Origin of the sequence: Candidatus Leptofilum sp. (assembly GCF_965223285.1) — a bacterium.
Lineage (GTDB): Bacteria > Chloroflexota > Anaerolineae > Promineifilales > Promineifilaceae > Leptofilum.
On the sequence record NZ_OZ244997.1, the window covers coordinates 290121 to 306665 of the forward strand.

Below are 16545 nucleotides of genomic sequence, written 5' to 3' on the forward strand. Positions count from 1 at the left end.
CAACTGAAAATAAGCAGACTTGTATAACACGATATGCTTATGCATCCGTCGTACTTTTCGATGGAAAGGTAATTCATCGAAGCCAAGATTACCTTGAAACAAGTAGTAACTATGGTCATTATCAACCTGAATATGCCATTAATGAACATCCTTAAGTAAAAAAGAAACAACTCGGTGGCGATTGCTGATCTCTAATCTCCACTTTACAATCTCTTAATGTGAAGTGTGCGACTGTGACCCGAACGGCCGTTTCATGAACAAAACCAGCTATGCTATACTATTTTTCATCTGGAGGTAGTTGCACAATGGCTAAACAAAAAGGAAATTCATACGAAGATTTTTCTGAGCAAATTCGCACTGTTCTGCCTGAGTTGCGACAGCAGTATGGCGTTCAGGATTTGTGGCTGTTTGGTTCTTACGTGCGGGCAGAACAACATGAAGCAAGCGATTTGGACGTGCTAGTTTCCCTTAAAAATCCAAATCTCTCCCTGATTGAGTTTATTCAATTGGAACAAAAGCTCAGCGACTTACTCGGCGTGCGCGTTGATCTCGTTGAGAAAGAAACGCTCAAGCCAGGTATCGGCCAGCGCGTTCTTCAAGAGGCTCAGCCCGTATGACCCGGCTCTACAGCGATTATTTGCATGACATTTTAGATGCTATCGCCAAGATTGAAAGTTTTGTCGCTGGTGTGGACTTTGCCAGTTTTCAGGCCAACGATGAAAAGATCTATGCCGTCATTCGCGCTCTGGAAATTATTGGTGAAGCCGCCAAATCTATCCCTAAAGAAGAGCGAAACCGTTATCCAGAGATACCGTGGCAAGCTGTTACGGGAATGCGCGACAAGTTAATACATGGTTACTTTGTCGTGAGCCTGCCTAGAGTGTGGGCAACGGTTCAGCGCGATTTGACTCCTTTGAAAAAGATCGTCGAGCAAATGTTGTCTGAACAAAATCTAAGCTAAATCTCTAATCTCCAGCCTCCAATCTCCTAATGTGAAGCGTACAGCTGTAGCCGGAACGGCAGTCTTCATCCCCACCCATCCCCTGCACCATCAACTCGTACCCAGTTGCCGTCAGGCGCACCTTCTCAAAGCGATCCAATATCTCATATGTGGCCGACGGGATTAGCCCCCGCAGCGGCACCATGCGCCGAAACTGTCCCAGCTTGTGGCTGTGTACCACCACCGAGTAAACTGCCTCACTCCCATCCGGCAACACGTACAAAATCGTGGAGGCACCCGCCTCTTCTAAACGCTCCAGCCGATACAAATCACCCCCCTGCACAATGTGGCGAATCCGCTTGTAAAAGGCGATGTACGATGCATATTCTTTCAGTTCCGCGTCATCCAGCCCATTCAGGCTAGCCCCGATGCCCAACGCACCGCGCATCGCCACGTCAAAGCGCGTGCTCAGCTCATGGAAGCGACCTGTCTGGTGATTTTTCTCGTGCGTCACCCACGCCGTCATCACCCGCACCGGGTACGCCAAGCTAAACCCCTCCTGAATGCGAAGGCGATCCAGCGCGTCGGTGTTGTCGCTCGTCCACACCTGATCCGTGCGCCCCAAAATGCCCAAATCGACCCGCCCGCCGCCGCCAGCGCAGCTTTCAAAGGCCACGTGCGGATATTTGGCCCGCAGTCGGTCAATAATGCCGTATACGCCCGCCACGTGCGCCTGCCAAATCGCCTTGCCCACCACCGACCCCGGTTCGCTCACGTTGCGGTTCATGTCCCACTTGATGAAGGCAATGTTGTACTGCGCCAGCAAGCTATCCAGCGCGTTAAAGATGTACGCCACCACTTCCTCCCGGCCAAAATCCAAAATGAGCTGGCAACGGGCTTCGGTACGCGGCCGTCCAGGGAAGTGGAGCACCCACTCTGGATGAGCCCGGTACAAATCAGAGTCGGGATTCACCATTTCCGGCTCCACCCACAGGCCAAAATCCATCCCCAGGCGATTCACTTCCGCAATGAGCGGCTCTAGCCCGTTGGGGAACACGTCTGGGCTAACCGTCCAATCCCCCAGCCCGGCCACATCGAAGCGACGGCCGCCAAACCAACCATCGTCCAGGCAAAACATCTCTACGCCAACGGCCGCAGCCTTCTGTGCTAGCTCAACCTGATTCTGCTCCGTAATGCCAAAGTAAGTGGCTTCCCAACTGTTGTAGAGAATCGGCCTATAGTGGGCCGAGGCTGGTCTCCCCGCTGCTGTGGCCGGTCTCTTGACCGTGCCACTTTCCTCTACCGCCGTTGTCTCTTCGTTAAGCGACAAACCTGCCAGTACAGTAGGTGGCGCGGCGGGGACGTCGGCCACAGCCAGATTCGGAACGGGCAAAATGCGCTCGCAGGTAAAAGCGTGCAGCCGACGGCTGACCCCGCCCCACCCTTCATCACACACGCCGCAGATCAGCGCAAGTGTCTTGTACTGCGCTCCCGCCGCCAGCGTCAGGCCAAAATCGGTAGGATGGTAGCCACCATGCACGCGCACGTCGCTGCTGGGCAGCTGCTCAAAGCCAAGCTGCCAACTGCCAGAGTAAGCCAACGCGCCAAAATAAACCGTGCCATGCGCCTCCCACGCCTGCCCTGGCCAATTCAGCATGAAAAATGGGTTGGCGGCATGCCCCGTCTGCACGCTGCGGTGTTCGATGATGCGCCGCCCAATCGGCAACCTCTCACGCTGTGTCTGGAACTCCTGTGCCCACGCGCCAGAGACGCTGGTCAGCTCGGTGGTGCCGTTGGGCAGATGCAGCGCAGCAAAAAAGAGCTGCTCAATTTCGATGGGTTCGTCGCCCCTGTTTTCCAGCTCCAGCCAGCGCTCGATGATGTCCTGCGCGGGGGTGAGGCGGTAGCAAAGCGTGACCACCAACGGCTGCACCGGATCGTCTAGCTTGATCCGCAAGGTTTCGCGCGGTTCACCATTTTGGGTGGGCAGCCCATGTGTCGGGGCAAAACCCGGCTGGGCGTCTGTCACAATTTCATGCGAGACGTAGCGCAGCCGCACGTCCCGGATGGGCAAATGGGGTGCGTCGCCAGCGGGTAATGGGTCTGGCAGGGCGGTAAAGTTCGCTTTAAGCGTCACTTCGTGGTTGGTCGTGTCGCCAAAGGTGAGGATTTCATCCCGGCGGGTTTGGAATTCAAAGGAGGCGTGATCGGAGAGCGTAGGGCGCAACCTGCCGGAAAGCAGTTCATCCACCGCAACTGGACGCGGTCCCCAAGCCAAATGCAGTAGCCGCCCTTTGGCATCTACCTGCATGGCGTAGACGCTGCTTTGCAGAACTAGGTTAAACGTTCGGGTATCAGGATTAAAATGAATCATGGGCAGTTCCTTGGCAGAATTTAGTTTGCTTAATGCTACCAAATTTCGCTTTGCTCGGCTCAATTTTTCTTGGGAAACGGTTTGTTTTCGTTTATACTGCCAACATCCAATATTGAATGCCAAAATTCAGCCAGAAATCCAATCAAATTTGAAGTGGAAACAAAATCATGACTGAACCCCAAAAACCGTACACAACAGATGACCTTCTTCCTGACCTGCCCAACTACGACCCCGAACCCGCCGAAGGCATGCACGTGGGTGAAAGTCCCGTGATCGGCCTAACTCTAAAACGGATTTTGCGTGGGCATACGAACACAATTGGTCGTATCACTTGGTCACCCTCCGGGCGATTTATAGCTTCGCCTTCTGGAGATAAGACCATTCGCATCTGGGATGTCACTAATGGTATATGTCTCGCTACGCTTAAAGGACACCATGCGGCTGCCTACTGTGTTGATTGGTCTCCGGATGGCACTCTGTTGGCATCGGGTGGAAAAGATTCGAGGATCATTATTTGGCATGTCCCAGATCCTAAATACCCAAGACCAAAATTAGCACAATACCTTAATGATGACAAAAGTACCATTACCTGTCTCGCATGGGCGCGTAATTCGAAGATACTTGCTGTAGGATTAAATAATAATACAGTCCAAATTTGGGACACTGTGTCAGGCAATTTGCTACATGCAGAGAAAACCGGGAAACGTGTTGGGATCTTTGCTATTGACTGGTCACCGAACGGCGAGTTTCTCGCTATCTCATCGGCAAGCAATAGTACAGGGATCTTTTCCGCAAATGAACTGAACTCCAAAGTAATGCTACAAGGTCACAAGAATACTGTTGTAGACATAACATGGTCTCACGATGGTAAGATCCTTGCCTCGTCGTCCTACGACCAGACCGTTAAAACCTGGGATGGACAGACTGGAAAACCAATAAATCAGCTTGAAGGACATACCAAGCCAGTAGTAGATGTTTCTTTCTCAGTGAACTCACGTATTCTTGCCTCGAAATCAGCAGATAATACGATTCGTCTTTGGCGCACAGACTCTTGGCAGAATGTGGCCATAATACCTGAAAATACTGGAAAGCGTTTGGATGGGTCTAACCTTCACAGCAATCAATCTAGCCTTGTCTTCCACCCATCCCTCCCCCGCCTTGCCACCCTCGGCGAAGCAGATACCGTCATACGCATTTGGGAGCTGGATATGGACGTCCTGCTCGGCCAAAGTGCCGCCGACTCTGTCCGCTACACCACCGCCAAGCTCGTTCTGGTCGGCGATTCGGGCGTGGGCAAAACCGGCCTGGGCTGGCGGCTGGCGCACAATGAATTCAAAGAACATGCCTCCACTCACGGTCAGCAGTTCTGGGTCGTTGATGATCTCTGCACCACCCGCGCCGACGGCACCGAATGCGAGGCCGTCTTGTGGGATTTGGCCGGGCAGCACATCTACCGCCCCATCCATGCCATCTTCCTCGACGATGTGGACGCCTCGCTGGTGCTTTTTGACCCCACCAACCGCCAGGAACCACTCAAAGGAGCCGAATTCTGGCTGGAACAGCTGGCCCACAAGAAGAATCTGCCTCCCTCCGTTCTGGTGGGCGCCCGTCTGGATCGGGGTGCGTCTACGCTCTCAAAGGAAGAGTTGACCCAATTCTGCCAGAAGCACGGCATCAGCGGCGGCTACATTGGCACCAGTGCCAAAGAGGGTCATGGCCTGGATAATTTGCTGGAAACCCTCAAAAAGCAAATTCCCTGGGATGAGATGACCACAACCGTCACCACACGCACCTTCAAGCGCGTCAAAGATTATGTTTTAAGCCTCAAGGAAAAGCCAGATCGCAAAGGTGTCCTGGTCAGCCCCGCCGAACTGCGCCACTTGCTTGAGACATCAGAAGTCTCAGAGACTTCTGATGTCTGGACTTTTACCGACGCCGAGATGATGACGGCAGTCGGCCATCTGGCAAATCACGGCTATGTGGCCGTTTTACAAAATTCCTCCAGCGATGAACATATCTTACTCACCCCGGAACTGCTGGTAGACCTGGCATCGTCCATCGTTTTGCAGGCAGACAAGCACCCCCGCGAGTTAGGCGCACTGAACGAAACCGAACTATTGCAAGGTCGCTACCCGCTGCCCGAATTGAATGATCTGGAAACCGATGAACAACAGATTCTGCTGGATGCGGCCGTGATGCGCTTTCTGAAACACAATATCTGCTTCCGCGAAACGCTGGGCAATGACACCTTGCTCATCTTCCCCAGCCTCATCAAACAAAAGCGCCCCCTCCACGATGAGGTTGAGGCGGTTGACGACATCTCCTACATTGTCCGGGGTCGGGTGGAGAACATCTACCCGGCATTGGTGGTGCTGCTTGGCTTTACCCGCACCTTCACCCGCGTCAACCAGTGGCAGCGTCAGGCTCAGTACGAAATGGGCGTAGGTAACATCTGCGGCTTCCGTCTGATTGAGGATTTAGAGGGAGAGATTGAGCTGGTTCTTTATTACAGCTCCATCATGCCCGAATTTGGTCGTTACAAATTCCAAGGTTTGTTTGAAGAGTTCCTCTACCAGCGAGATGTCAAAGTGACGCGCTTCCCGCCCGTTCGCTGCCCGGATGACCACTTGCAGGAGCGCAGCACCGTGGTCAAACGAGTCCGGGAAAGGAAGCAGTTTCTCTTTTGTGAAGAGTGCGGCGAAAAAATTAATCTGCCCGACATCGAGAAGCAGCCGAAGGCCGACCCTTTGGAGGCGGACTGGATTCAACGAGAAGAAGCGCTGGCACGCTTACGCAGCACCTATGAAACTCTTCTGACCAGAGTCAAAGGCTTCCGCCGCGACCGGGCTGCGCCGCGCTGTTACCTTAGCCACCTGCCCGCCCAGGCCGTTTGGGTCGCTCAACTCGCCGATGACCTGCGCGACGCTGGCGTCCATGTCCTCACTGACCGGGAAAAGCTCGCTGATGATGACCTCATCCTCATGGCCGATACGCCCACCTACCAACAAAATTTCAAAGCCAACAATGAGGCCATCGCCGCTGATGCCGCGCTTATCCGCAGCAGATGGAAACAGAGCAGAGAGTCAACGGTCATTCGTTTGCTTGCGCCAAACCATGAGAACCCACCTGCTTTGGCCGAAATCAAACCCTACGACTTTCGACGCGACTCTCATTATGCAGTCAGCCTGTTTGATTTGGTGTTGACGCTGTACGCCATTCCGCATAACCATCAAGCGTTTGCGCCACTCCGCAAATCCCTGCACCAGCAGTGGGAACAAAAATTAGCTGGAATAGGTGAATTTGTTGAAATTGATGAAGCACAGGCAAGGCAGAATCGAGCTCAGTTCCTTCAACTTCTCAACTCATATTTTAAGCAAAATGAACTAGAGACTCTTTGCTTTGATTTGGGTATTGACTTTGAAAATCTACCGGGCAACACAAAAGAAGAAAAAGCACGGGAGCTAATGTTATTTTGTGAACGCGAGGATCGAATTCACGATTTGCAAGAAGCAGTACGCGAACGACGTCCTCACATTGAGTGGCCCAATATCTAAGCCATTATTTGTCTTATACGATGTCCTCAAAACAAGTCTCCAGCAATTTTGTGGTGTTTAAAACGCCTCGACTTACCGTTCGGAAGGCGACGGTTGCGGATGCGGGTATGTTTTATGCTCTTTGGAGCGACCCTGCCGTCATGACCTATGTTGGGTTTCCGAATGGGTTAGGGATGACGCAGCAGGAGATTGAGGGGAAGTTGCAAAATCAGGGAGAGGGGGTATACGGCCGTCTCCTCACCATCATCCTGTGCAAAACAGGGGAACCCATTGGCGAATGCTACATGACTTGGCCCAACCAGGCAGGCATCGCCGAGACGGACGTGAAGCTGCTGCCTACTTTTTGGGGGCAAAAGTTCGGCGTGGAAGTGAAGCGGGGACTGCTGGATTATTTGTTTACGCACACGGACTGTACGGCCGTACAAGCCACGCCAAACATCCACAACATCGCTTCCATAAAAATGCAGGAAGCCGTCGGCGGTGTACGGGCAGGCACGGGTAAATCGCTCGTTCCGCAGCCCAACAGGATAGAATCTGTCACTGTAGAATATGTTTTTTACCGCGTGTATCGGCGCATTTGGCAAAAAAACAACTCATTGCAAACGACGCTTGTTGATGGAAAACGGCCGTTGCCAAACACGCATCTCTTGGATGTACAGATGCACAATCCCAAAAAAGCAAACGTGATAATCGTGGGTGCCAGTGCCGCTGGGTTGGCGGTGGGGGCTTGTTTGAAGCAGCAGGGAGTTCCGTCGGTCACTATTTTGGAACGGGCCAACAAAGTTGGAGCTGCCTGGCGCACACATTACGATCGGCTGCATCTGCACACCGACAAGCGCAATTCAAACCTGCCCCACTACGCCTTTCCGCCAGACGTACCTCGTTATCCTTCCCGGCAGCAGCTTATCACCTACCTGGAAAATTATGCCGAACATTTTGGTTTGCAGCCCCATTTTGGCCAAGAAGCCACCAAAATTGAGCAGGAAGATGGTTTGTGGCACGTAACCACCGCCTCTGAGCATCAGTTTGCGGCTCCGAGCCTGGTGATGGCCACCGGGTATACCAACCAGCCATACGTGCCCAGTTGGCCGGGGCAGGATCAGTTTGCTGGGGAAACCTTGCACAGCTCCGCCTACAAAAATGGGGCGGCTTTTGCCAACAAGGACGTTTTGGTGGTGGGCTTTGGGAACTCTGGCGGGGAAATCGCTATTGATCTGCATGAGCACGGGGCCAAGCCCACCATTGCGGTGCGAAGCCCGGTGAACGTGGTGCCGCGCGATTTGGCGGGCATTCCCATCCTGTCTGTCGGCATCCTCTTGAGCATTTTTCCGCCTGCGGTGGCTGATTTGCTGGCAGCCCCTTTGCTGAAGCTGACAGTTGGTGATTTGAGTAAGTACGGGTTGAAGAAGCTGCCCTACGGCCCCAACAGCCAGATTGCGCGAGACGGCCGTATCCCCCTGTTAGATATTGGCACCATCAAGCTGATTAAACAAGGGGCTATCCAGGTAATGCCGGGCATTCAACAGTTTCACGCCGACGGAGTAACTTTTGCAGACGGGCAAACACGCCAATTTGACGCCGTTGTGTTTGCCACTGGCTACCAGCCAAACCTGGAGAAATTCGGGGAAGGTATTGGTAATGCACTGGATGATGCGGGACGGCCGTTCCGCAGTGGCGAAGAAAGCAAAAGCAGATTGCCCGGCCTTTACTTTTGCGGCTTTTATGTGTCACCCACCGGTATGCTGCGCGAAATTGGCCTCGAAGCGCAAAAAATCGCCAAGAGCATTGCCGCCGCGCAAGGAGATTAAATTGTACCGACGCGATTATATCATGCGCCAAATTGAGTTTATGGTCGAGGTGATTCAACGCATCACCGGGCTCACCGCCGAAAAAAGGTACGACGCGGCTCTGACAGTGATTGACGAATCGCTGGAATCCTTGTTTGGGCTAAATGGTACGCTCATTACCCGCCTGTTTGGTCGTGAGCCTTTAACCCAGCTCACCTTTGGCGAAGAGGTAGATATGCGCCAGGCTAAATTACTGGCGGGGGCCACGTTGCTGCACGAGGCAGGCAAAATTCAGAGGGAACAAGGTGCTGGGACTGAGAGTTTTCAATCGTTTGCCAGCGCGTTAGAGCTGTTTTTGGAAGCATTACTAGATGATGATGGCACGCCGCTGCCAACGTACACACCAGAGGTTGAGGCGTTGGTTGCTGTGCTAGCTCCGTATCACCTGCCCGTCCATCTAAACCAACTGCTGCTGCGCTATTACCACCGGCTGGGCCAGCTTGATGAGGCTGAAAATGTGCTATTTGAGATGGTTGACCAAGCACCCGGAGCAATTCAGGTCATTGAACAGGGCATTGCCTTTTACCGCGCCATTTTGGCTGAAAATGATGCGGTCCTGCTAGCGGGCAACCTGCCGCGTGATGAGGCAGAGGCGAGCCTGACCGAGCTGCTAAACTTGCGTGACAACCTCCAGTAACGACCGTCCCCTTCATACAAAGTATGTGACCAAAAATCTGTTCAGGTTGCCAAGAAAACAGACGGGCAACAAGTTTGATACTTATTTTGTAAGAGTTGTGTGACACATTTAACTTGGGCGAGCCGCTCAACAACTTGTATAGTTCACAATTTAGGAAAAATCTTTTGATCCTCAAACTACGCAGATTTCTACGTACCCTTTTGTTTGGCTGGCAGTTTCGTAGCATCCTCACCTATCTGGCTGGCCACGGTCCCAATCTCGATCTGTTTAACTTCTATTATCGCCCCTGGCTGCTGCGCTGGGCGGGAGCAAAGATTGCCGATTCGGTGGCAATTATGCCTGGAATTGAGGTAACGCAGGGCAAATTAACCGTTGGCAAAGAGGTGTTTATCAATTCAGATTGCCGCCTTGCCTGCGGTGGGGGCATTGAAATTGGGACATATTGCCAGATTAGCCCTCGCGTCTCGTTTGAAACAGTTGGCCATGCGCTGCATCCGGTGGAGGATGGCAAGCGCGGCAGCGAATCTGCACCAATCAAGGTCGAAGATCATGCTTGGATTGGCACTGGGGTCATTTTGCTGCCGGGTGTAACGGTGGGTGAAGGGGCTGTTGTGGCTGCCGGTGCAGTTGTTACAAAGGATGTGCCGGCACAGACGGTAGTGGCAGGTGTGCCAGCCCGTGTCATCCGCCATCTGTCCGGACACTCATCCGTGAAACGGCCGTCTCCACCCAAACAGCATCAATCCCCAATGACCTACCCAAATTAGGCCAGCTTGGATTTGATGAAGGTACGGGGGGTAAACGGCCGTCCAAACAACAGCCGCATCAGTTTCCCTACAACTTCTAAAGTCCCAATTACGAGCACCACGGCCAGACCAATTTTGACCATTGTGGTAAAAAATGGCACCGTCGAAATCTGCTCCAAACTGAAGATGCGGTAGGCCACGTACAGACCAAAGATGCTTGTACCCACTTCAATCCAGCGGGTGATGCGATTCCAGCGACCTTGAATGAGTACGGCCGTTTTCAGCACCACATCCAACAATAGCGACGCACTAAACAGGGGAATGAGGGCCATAAATTCGGCCGTGACCAAAACCCAAATTCCCGTGGTTTCCTCACCAAAGTTCGTTCCGCCCAGCCAGTTGGGGAAAATGTTTAGCCACACCAGGAAAAGTGCGCCAAAGAAAATACCGGCAATTAGCTCGCCGCGATTGATGCGATCTGGGTCTTTAACAGGTGGCAGTGAGAACGGGTCCCATTCGTAATTGCTTTTATCTGGCAAGGCCAGCTGATCTGCCGCCACGCGTTCAATAATGGCAAAGATCAGCGTCACGATGCCGGCGTTCAAAATGGCGGAACGGCCGAATGAAAAGAATAATTCTGTCGCTGTGCCCAGCCAGTCTGCACCGCCACCTTGCCACAAAGCCAACCCCAGCCACAGCAAATGCAGCACCCCGATGATGGATACGGTCACGGTGACCACAATTTTGTATATGGGGAAGAGCTTTGAGCCAATGAGCACCTCTTCGGGGCGATATTGGGCAGCAATTTTATCGGGATGGCCAAATTCTTGGAGGAAAACGGCCGTTTCTTTGGTCGTTGGCTCGCCATCACTCTGCTCTTCCAATGCGTCCAGCAGCAGCGAGCGCAGCTCCATTTCAATATCTGCTCGCATCTTGCGCGGCAATTTGCCACCTACTTCATTCACATAGCGGTCAATCATCTCATTTGTATTCATCAGATACCTCTATTTTTGCCACCGAGGTCACAGAGGAAAAAGAAAAATTCTCAAAACTCTCCGTGATCTCTGTGGCTAAATCATTTCGATTTCAAACCCAGCAATTCATTCATTACGACCACCAACGCTTGCCACTCCTGGGTGAGATTGGCAAAAACCGTTTCGCCTTCCTGGCTCATTTTGTAGTAGCGGCGCGGGCGAGCATCGTCTACCACCAGCCAGTCGCTTTCTAGCAAGCCTTGGCCTTCCAGACGCCGCAGCAGTGGATATAACGTTCCTTCGTTGATTTCCATCCCCTTGGCGTCCAGCGACTGTTTGAGCGAGTAGCCATATTGCTCATCTTGCAATTGGCTGAGTACGGCCAGCATGAGCACGCCACGCCGCAGCTCTAGTAAAAGTTTGTCGTAAAGTGCTTCTTTTTCATTCATCGTAGCCATGTGGCGCATTATACTGTATATCATACAGTAATGTCAATACTCAAGTATTTTTGATTTGGATTTAGGCAAAAAAAACGGCCGCATAACGGCCGTTTCAAATCAAAACTAACAGGTCAAAGGGCTTGGCAGTTTACCTTCACAACATCGCAGAGCCAAACTTAATCGTCAAGAGTTGCAGCGAATCGTACTGCCTTGCGCATGAGTCCAGGCACATCAACGCTTAGCGGCAGCCGAGCACTTTCATATTGAATCACTTCACCGGAAATAACATTCCCGACGGCAAGTGCCTGGCGAACAGGGAGGCCCTTCTTTCTCGCCACGATGAACGCGCCGAGGAAAGCATCGCCAGCTCCGGTGGTATCTACTGGTTCAATTTCCTGTGTAGGCATTAGAAACGCTTCATCACCGAACCGGGCGAAGGCACCCCCTGCGTCCAAAGTCACAATCGCATCAATCTGAGTTTTAGCAAGCTCGATTCTTACTTCGTCAAGGGATGCCGCTGGCGCAAGGTTTACCAGCACGGCCGTTTGCTCAAGGTTTCCGGACACCATCTGCGCTTTTGGCGCAAATATAGTGTAGAAATCACGGTAGCCATCAACAATCCGGGTGCTGGCAAGGGTAAGCACAAAAGGAACACCTGCCGCCTCTGCGGCTTGGGCACCATACGCCATTGCGGCTTCAGATTCTGGCCCAAAAGAGAGGGCAGCACCATCAAGCAACAGCAGCTCCGCACCTTGAACTGCGCCAATGTAGATGTGGGCAGGACGCAACAGGGCGTTTGCCCCCTGCGTCAACACAATCGTGCGCACACCCTCCTCATCGTGAAGATAGAAATCATACCCCGTAACGGCACCATTCTCGAGTTCGGAGAGGAAGGCAAGTGAGGCTCTCTTACAATTGGCGACAAAGGCTCTGCCGAAGGTGTCATTTCCGCCAACACCCATAAATCCGCAGCTTATGCCAGCACGGGCAATAAGGTCTGCACTGTTGCCAACGGAACCGCCGCTACGGGGATCGGGAAGGGTGCCACGACTATTTTCAAGCGCGAGGCGGAGTTCCTCCATGCGATCCACAGAGGGCTCTGTGTAGCTGCCCGGCGTAAGACCCAATTCGCGAAGCTCCGCACGGCTAGAAGTCAGATTTATGCCAACGGTAACAGCACCAACCGCGACGACAGATGTCATGCCAAACCCTCATCAAAGCTCATCCAGCACATTACGTTCATCTCAGGCCGTTGCCGTCGATTACGGCCGTCTTCACATTGGCAAAGTAGGCGGTTCGGCGTCCCGCCGAACGCAGCCATGCAGGGATTTTGCGTTGACCAAAGACCCTATCAGAGCAAGAATCACCTGCCCTCTTGTGGGGTCGGGTGCAACCGCTTGTTAGGCCGCGCAGCGACGCGATTGCATCCGGTGATTCGCGTCGGCTGCAAGTTCTGTTGGGAAGCCATTCGTATTTAGCTTGATACGCTCGTTTCATCAAGATTTCTGTAGAAGTCAACTACAACTCCCTCTGGTCCTTTTACCATTGCTGACTCTGTACCCCACTCGGTCTTTGTGACATCCAACAGTACCGATGCACCCTTTTCTTTTGCCATCTGTAAGCTGTTTGTAACGTCCTCAACTGCAAAATGAAGAATAATGCCTGTTGCTTTTTCAGTTGGAATCATAGCATCTGGGCTCAACATAACTACAAAGTCATCGGACACAAGTTCAGCAAATCTTTCATTACTAAACCTCAGTTCCATTCCCGCAATTTCCTCGAAAAACTTTGCTGCCGCTTGAACATCAGAAACCATTAAGTCAATACTGTTTAGCTTGTTCATTTGGATTTGCTCTCCTTGAATAAACAGTCCAATTAGAGACCTCATAACTGGTAATTTTCGTATTCCGTCGCCCCGTTCAGTTGCATAAGCCGCCCCAACTATTATTAACCTGCACTACTATAATAATTTTGCTTCTTACCTATAGTAGCAATACGGCCGTTCCCCACCCTCACATCTACTCAACAAATAAAATTACCCTTTTGAAACGGCCGTTTCCGACCAATTTCAAAAGGGGACTGCTGTGGTCGGTATCCCCACCGCGCCACTTCTCTTGTCAATTGTGGGGTTGATGGGAAAAACGGCCGTTGCCTCTGGAAGACGGCCGTCTTCGCACTGGCAAAGTAGGCGGGCCATTCAGAAGACCTTGTCCAGAGCTAGGGAAGATTGAACATAGCAACACCTGTATTGGCGCAATCTTTTTCGCTGTGGGTGGCATTGCTATACAGAGCGGAAACAACGATGAGAGAATCTTTTGCCGACATTATTCCACCACGACTTCAGTTGAAAGATCAGCTTCTAACTGCTCATCAACCCGCTTTACCGTTCGTTTCTTCAACGTTGGAATCAATACATAAGTGCCTATAGCAGCAATAATATGCTTCGCTTCATGACCGCTGATCAGCCAAGGTGAAAGCAAATGCGAAAGGAGAAATACTTCCGTGTCTAACACTTCTAATAACTTAGCAAACGCATAAAAACCGAATAGCAAATAAATATAGCTACCATGTGTATAGCGTGAGGGAAACCATCTGCCAATCAGTAATATGAGAACCAACGGCAAAAATTGTACCAGAACATAAAGGCGTAAATCACCATTGCCGAAAAAATAGTTTTCAATAGCCCAACTAATCACGCTGTAAATGCCAATTGCAAGAAGTGGGATGAATAAAATGCGCGACAATCGCAAACTAACCCGCTCTGCCAATAAGATGGTTAGCAGTGACATAAAACTGATGGTCATTGGCAATCGATCCCAAACCAATGTCTCATCATTAGGGTTGTGATGATAGTAAGCAGAGCCAAAAGCGGTTAAACAAATGCCCACAAAAAATATGACGTAAGGCCACATTTCAGAACGACTGGCAAATGCGGTTGGTTTTCGATATTGTTTCCATAATGTTATAAGCCCCCAAATACCGATAATAAGAAAAGCCGCATTCGACAAAACGTTGCCTAAGCTAAAGTTTAGGATTAACTCTTCCCCCGCTTCAAAATCCTCTCTCGCTATGCGGCGAGCAACATCATCTGTAAACGTATGATATGATTGACTTTGGGTGATTCTAGGCATTAGAAATACGACCATAATCGCAATGACCACGACCAACCCTAGCTGCTTAATCCGCTTCCTTCGCAATGCTTCTTTTTCATTAACCATAATATGCTTCCTTTTTCTCAATTAAAGCCCGCCGTTGAGTTGTTTAAGCTGCTCTTTATAAGTTGGCTAAAATAGTGAAGCGCGAACAAAAGCCAACTTTAAATTGTCCGTTTGAATGCCGTGTTAGCGGTTTTCGTTACTACTCTATTTCTGGCTGTTTTTTCATTGCAACAAGTAATAGTGTTGCTATTGGCCCTAACGGTAAGGAAATAAAAAACCAAAGTAAACCACTTCGATTTTTACTTTGAGCCAAACCTGCATTTAATAATGCTACAGTCACGAGTCCTACAGCATATTGACTACCTTGTGTTGCGATTTCGCTTCCGTTCATTTTATTCTCCTTGATTTCCTTAACTTAAGTTGTGACCTTAATAACCTCTTTGAGGCTAAGAGTGAGGATAAGTAAGACCACTTTCATTTCAAATCCAGCCGAACGAATTCGATATGGATACTTCTTCTCTGTTCCATCTTGCTGAGTCACTGCAATCTCTCCCTCACGCCATATATACCGCCAGTTTACTGTATATTCAATCCAGCTATTTTCAGCAGCGGTTAAGTGTATTGTATAGGAACGCTCTTCAATCTGTCCATTCTCAACACCATAGTGTCTTTGCAAACCTAGAGAAATCATACTATGGAGTTCTCCGTTAATTTCTCTGCCTACATTTACTATATGTTCCATTGTGCGTGAGCGTTCCACATCAATTCCATATTCAGTTGAATTATTGATTCCGCTGCAAAAAGGGGTCTTGCCAACAAGAAGACAGAAAATAGAGACAGGGGCGTGGTCGCTGCGTAACCACTTACGGTATACCAAAAGTTTGTTTTAAGTGCGATAAACCTATCGCGATGGCGTCATCATGATTCCCGCTGACAGAAATAACATGTGCGTTCTTTCCTTCTAGAAATTGAATTTCTGAGGGAGAAAGTGGTCCAACTTGCTCGTCCCTATCACCATAGACATAGGTGATTTTGGATAGGTCACTAATAGGATCGAGTTCATCTGTATAACGATTGTACCCCAGACCAGCCGCTAACCGCGCCATATTTCGGTCCGAGATACTAAAATCATCTTCTAGTGGCTCAATAGTGTAGTTGCCAATATCATCATAAACATATCCTGTATAGATTCCCTGGCTAAAGGGCTGCCAAATATCTTCGTCTATATCCAAACGCCCCACGATGATGAGATAGCCGTCAGCAACATCAATGCCATGTACGGCGATCAATTCTTGTGTCGTAAAAGCCCCAAAGGATATCCCAAGAACATAGACTTTTTTTCCTTGTTGGCCTTTAAAAAAATCAATAACGCGCTTTAAGTTGGCTATACTCTGTGCATCATACTGCTTGGCTTGTTCAAAAGTAATATCTGCATCGGTAAATTGAGCGGGGTTTTGGGTCTGTGCTTGGTGTACATTCACAAATAAAACCGATTGGGCTTTCGTTTCAGAGATAAAATCACGCAATAATCCGTCCTCAAGCTCTGTCATAGGCCCTCCCTGGCTGTTAACAACAACTATATTGCTCTCAGGGTTCCCCTGAAAGGTCGCAATATCGGAAATTTCGTTAAACGCATCGATTTCGAGGAGGGTGGGGGGCATCATGCTGCATGCGCCGAAAAAGAACATCGTAAAAATCATGCTCAAGAAAACGATTTTTTTTATCTGTTGCTTCATAGTTTTATCCTCATTTGGTCTGATGTTACGCGCACAGGGGTTGTTTCGGACAGTTCGTTTTGTTGTACTAGCCCGCCTAACGCTTGAACGCTTATTGACCTGCACTACTCAGTAAGTGTTGCTTCTTACTATCTATAGT

16 protein-coding genes and 1 pseudogene are annotated in these 16545 nt (G+C 50.5%); 7 read left to right on the forward strand and 10 right to left on the reverse strand.

What is annotated here, in order from left to right; all coding sequences use genetic code 11:
• The first annotated feature begins 305 nt into the window (after positions 1–305).
• Together ACOQPU_RS01780 and ACOQPU_RS01785 are read left to right on the forward strand one after the other, a co-directional pair.
• Complete coding sequence (locus tag ACOQPU_RS01780) at positions 306–617, forward strand: nucleotidyltransferase family protein (protein WP_420643420.1); 312 nt, start codon at positions 306–308, stop codon at positions 615–617.
• Positions 614–961, forward strand: a complete 348-nt coding sequence (locus ACOQPU_RS01785; RefSeq protein WP_420643421.1) for a DUF86 domain-containing protein — start codon at positions 614–616, stop codon at positions 959–961. Before ACOQPU_RS01780 ends, ACOQPU_RS01785 begins: the two co-directional genes overlap by 4 nt.
• 4 nt (positions 962–965) lie before the next feature.
• Here ACOQPU_RS01785 and ACOQPU_RS01790 read toward each other — a convergent pair whose 3' ends face one another.
• Entirely contained in the window at positions 966–3314 is a 2349-nt protein-coding gene (locus ACOQPU_RS01790; RefSeq protein ID WP_420643422.1) for an alpha-galactosidase, read from the reverse strand.
• A gap of 248 nt (positions 3315–3562) precedes the next feature.
• On the opposite strand from ACOQPU_RS01790, the pseudogene ACOQPU_RS01795 reads away from it, so the two are divergent.
• The 5 genes and pseudogenes from ACOQPU_RS01795 to ACOQPU_RS01815 all read left to right on the forward strand — a co-directional run.
• Positions 3563–4342: pseudogene (locus ACOQPU_RS01795) on the forward strand (WD40 repeat domain-containing protein); the annotation flags it as partial.
• A 66-nt stretch (positions 4343–4408) separates the two neighbouring features.
• Positions 4409–6868, forward strand: coding sequence for a GTP-binding protein (locus ACOQPU_RS01800; protein ID WP_420645799.1), 2460 nt, complete (start codon positions 4409–4411; stop codon positions 6866–6868).
• A gap of 53 nt (positions 6869–6921) precedes the next feature.
• Positions 6922–8676, forward strand: a complete 1755-nt coding sequence (locus tag ACOQPU_RS01805) for a GNAT family N-acetyltransferase (protein ID WP_420643423.1) — start codon at positions 6922–6924, stop codon at positions 8674–8676.
• Position 8677: 1 nt separating this feature from the next.
• A complete protein-coding gene (locus ACOQPU_RS01810; protein WP_420643424.1) occupies positions 8678–9352 on the forward strand; it encodes a DUF6483 family protein in 675 nt (224 codons plus the stop codon).
• Between the two features lie 164 nt (positions 9353–9516).
• Positions 9517–10119 carry an acyltransferase gene (locus ACOQPU_RS01815; protein WP_420643425.1) on the forward strand — a complete coding sequence of 201 codons (603 nt, stop codon included), beginning with the start codon at positions 9517–9519 and terminating at the stop codon, positions 10117–10119.
• On the opposite strand, the gene ACOQPU_RS01820 is transcribed toward ACOQPU_RS01815, so the two are convergent.
• The 9 genes from ACOQPU_RS01820 to ACOQPU_RS01860 all read right to left on the reverse strand — a co-directional run bounded on the left by ACOQPU_RS01820 (position 10116) and on the right by ACOQPU_RS01860 (position 16406).
• Complete coding sequence (locus ACOQPU_RS01820; protein ID WP_420643426.1) at positions 10116–11093, reverse strand: hypothetical protein; 978 nt, start codon at positions 11091–11093, stop codon at positions 10116–10118. The two genes, ACOQPU_RS01815 and ACOQPU_RS01820, sit on opposite strands and share 4 nt — an antisense overlap.
• An 80-nt stretch (positions 11094–11173) precedes the next feature.
• A complete protein-coding gene (locus ACOQPU_RS01825) occupies positions 11174–11554 on the reverse strand; it encodes a PadR family transcriptional regulator (protein WP_420643427.1) in 381 nt (126 codons plus the stop codon).
• Between the two features lie 134 nt (positions 11555–11688).
• Positions 11689–12714 (reverse strand): carbohydrate kinase family protein, encoded by a 1026-nt coding sequence (locus tag ACOQPU_RS01830; RefSeq protein WP_420643428.1) that lies wholly within the window; start codon positions 12712–12714, stop codon positions 11689–11691.
• A 272-nt stretch (positions 12715–12986) separates the two neighbouring features.
• Positions 12987–13355, reverse strand: a complete 369-nt coding sequence (locus ACOQPU_RS01835; RefSeq protein ID WP_420643429.1) for a VOC family protein — start codon at positions 13353–13355, stop codon at positions 12987–12989.
• A 225-nt stretch (positions 13356–13580) separates the two neighbouring features.
• Positions 13581–13709, reverse strand: coding sequence for a hypothetical protein (locus tag ACOQPU_RS01840; RefSeq protein ID WP_420643430.1), 129 nt, complete (start codon positions 13707–13709; stop codon positions 13581–13583).
• A gap of 127 nt (positions 13710–13836) precedes the next feature.
• Positions 13837–14730 (reverse strand): alkaline phytoceramidase, encoded by an 894-nt coding sequence (locus tag ACOQPU_RS01845; RefSeq protein ID WP_420643431.1) that lies wholly within the window; start codon positions 14728–14730, stop codon positions 13837–13839.
• Between the two features lie 139 nt (positions 14731–14869).
• The gene (locus tag ACOQPU_RS01850; RefSeq protein WP_420643432.1) at positions 14870–15061 is read right to left on the reverse strand and encodes an antitermination protein NusB; all 192 of its coding nucleotides are present in this window, start codon (positions 15059–15061) and stop codon (positions 14870–14872) included.
• A 24-nt stretch (positions 15062–15085) separates the two neighbouring features.
• A complete protein-coding gene (locus ACOQPU_RS01855; RefSeq protein ID WP_420643433.1) occupies positions 15086–15430 on the reverse strand; it encodes a hypothetical protein in 345 nt (114 codons plus the stop codon).
• A gap of 103 nt (positions 15431–15533) precedes the next feature.
• Positions 15534–16406, reverse strand: a complete 873-nt coding sequence (locus tag ACOQPU_RS01860) for a hypothetical protein (protein WP_420643434.1) — start codon at positions 16404–16406, stop codon at positions 15534–15536.
• Between the last annotated feature and the right edge of the window lie 139 nt (positions 16407–16545).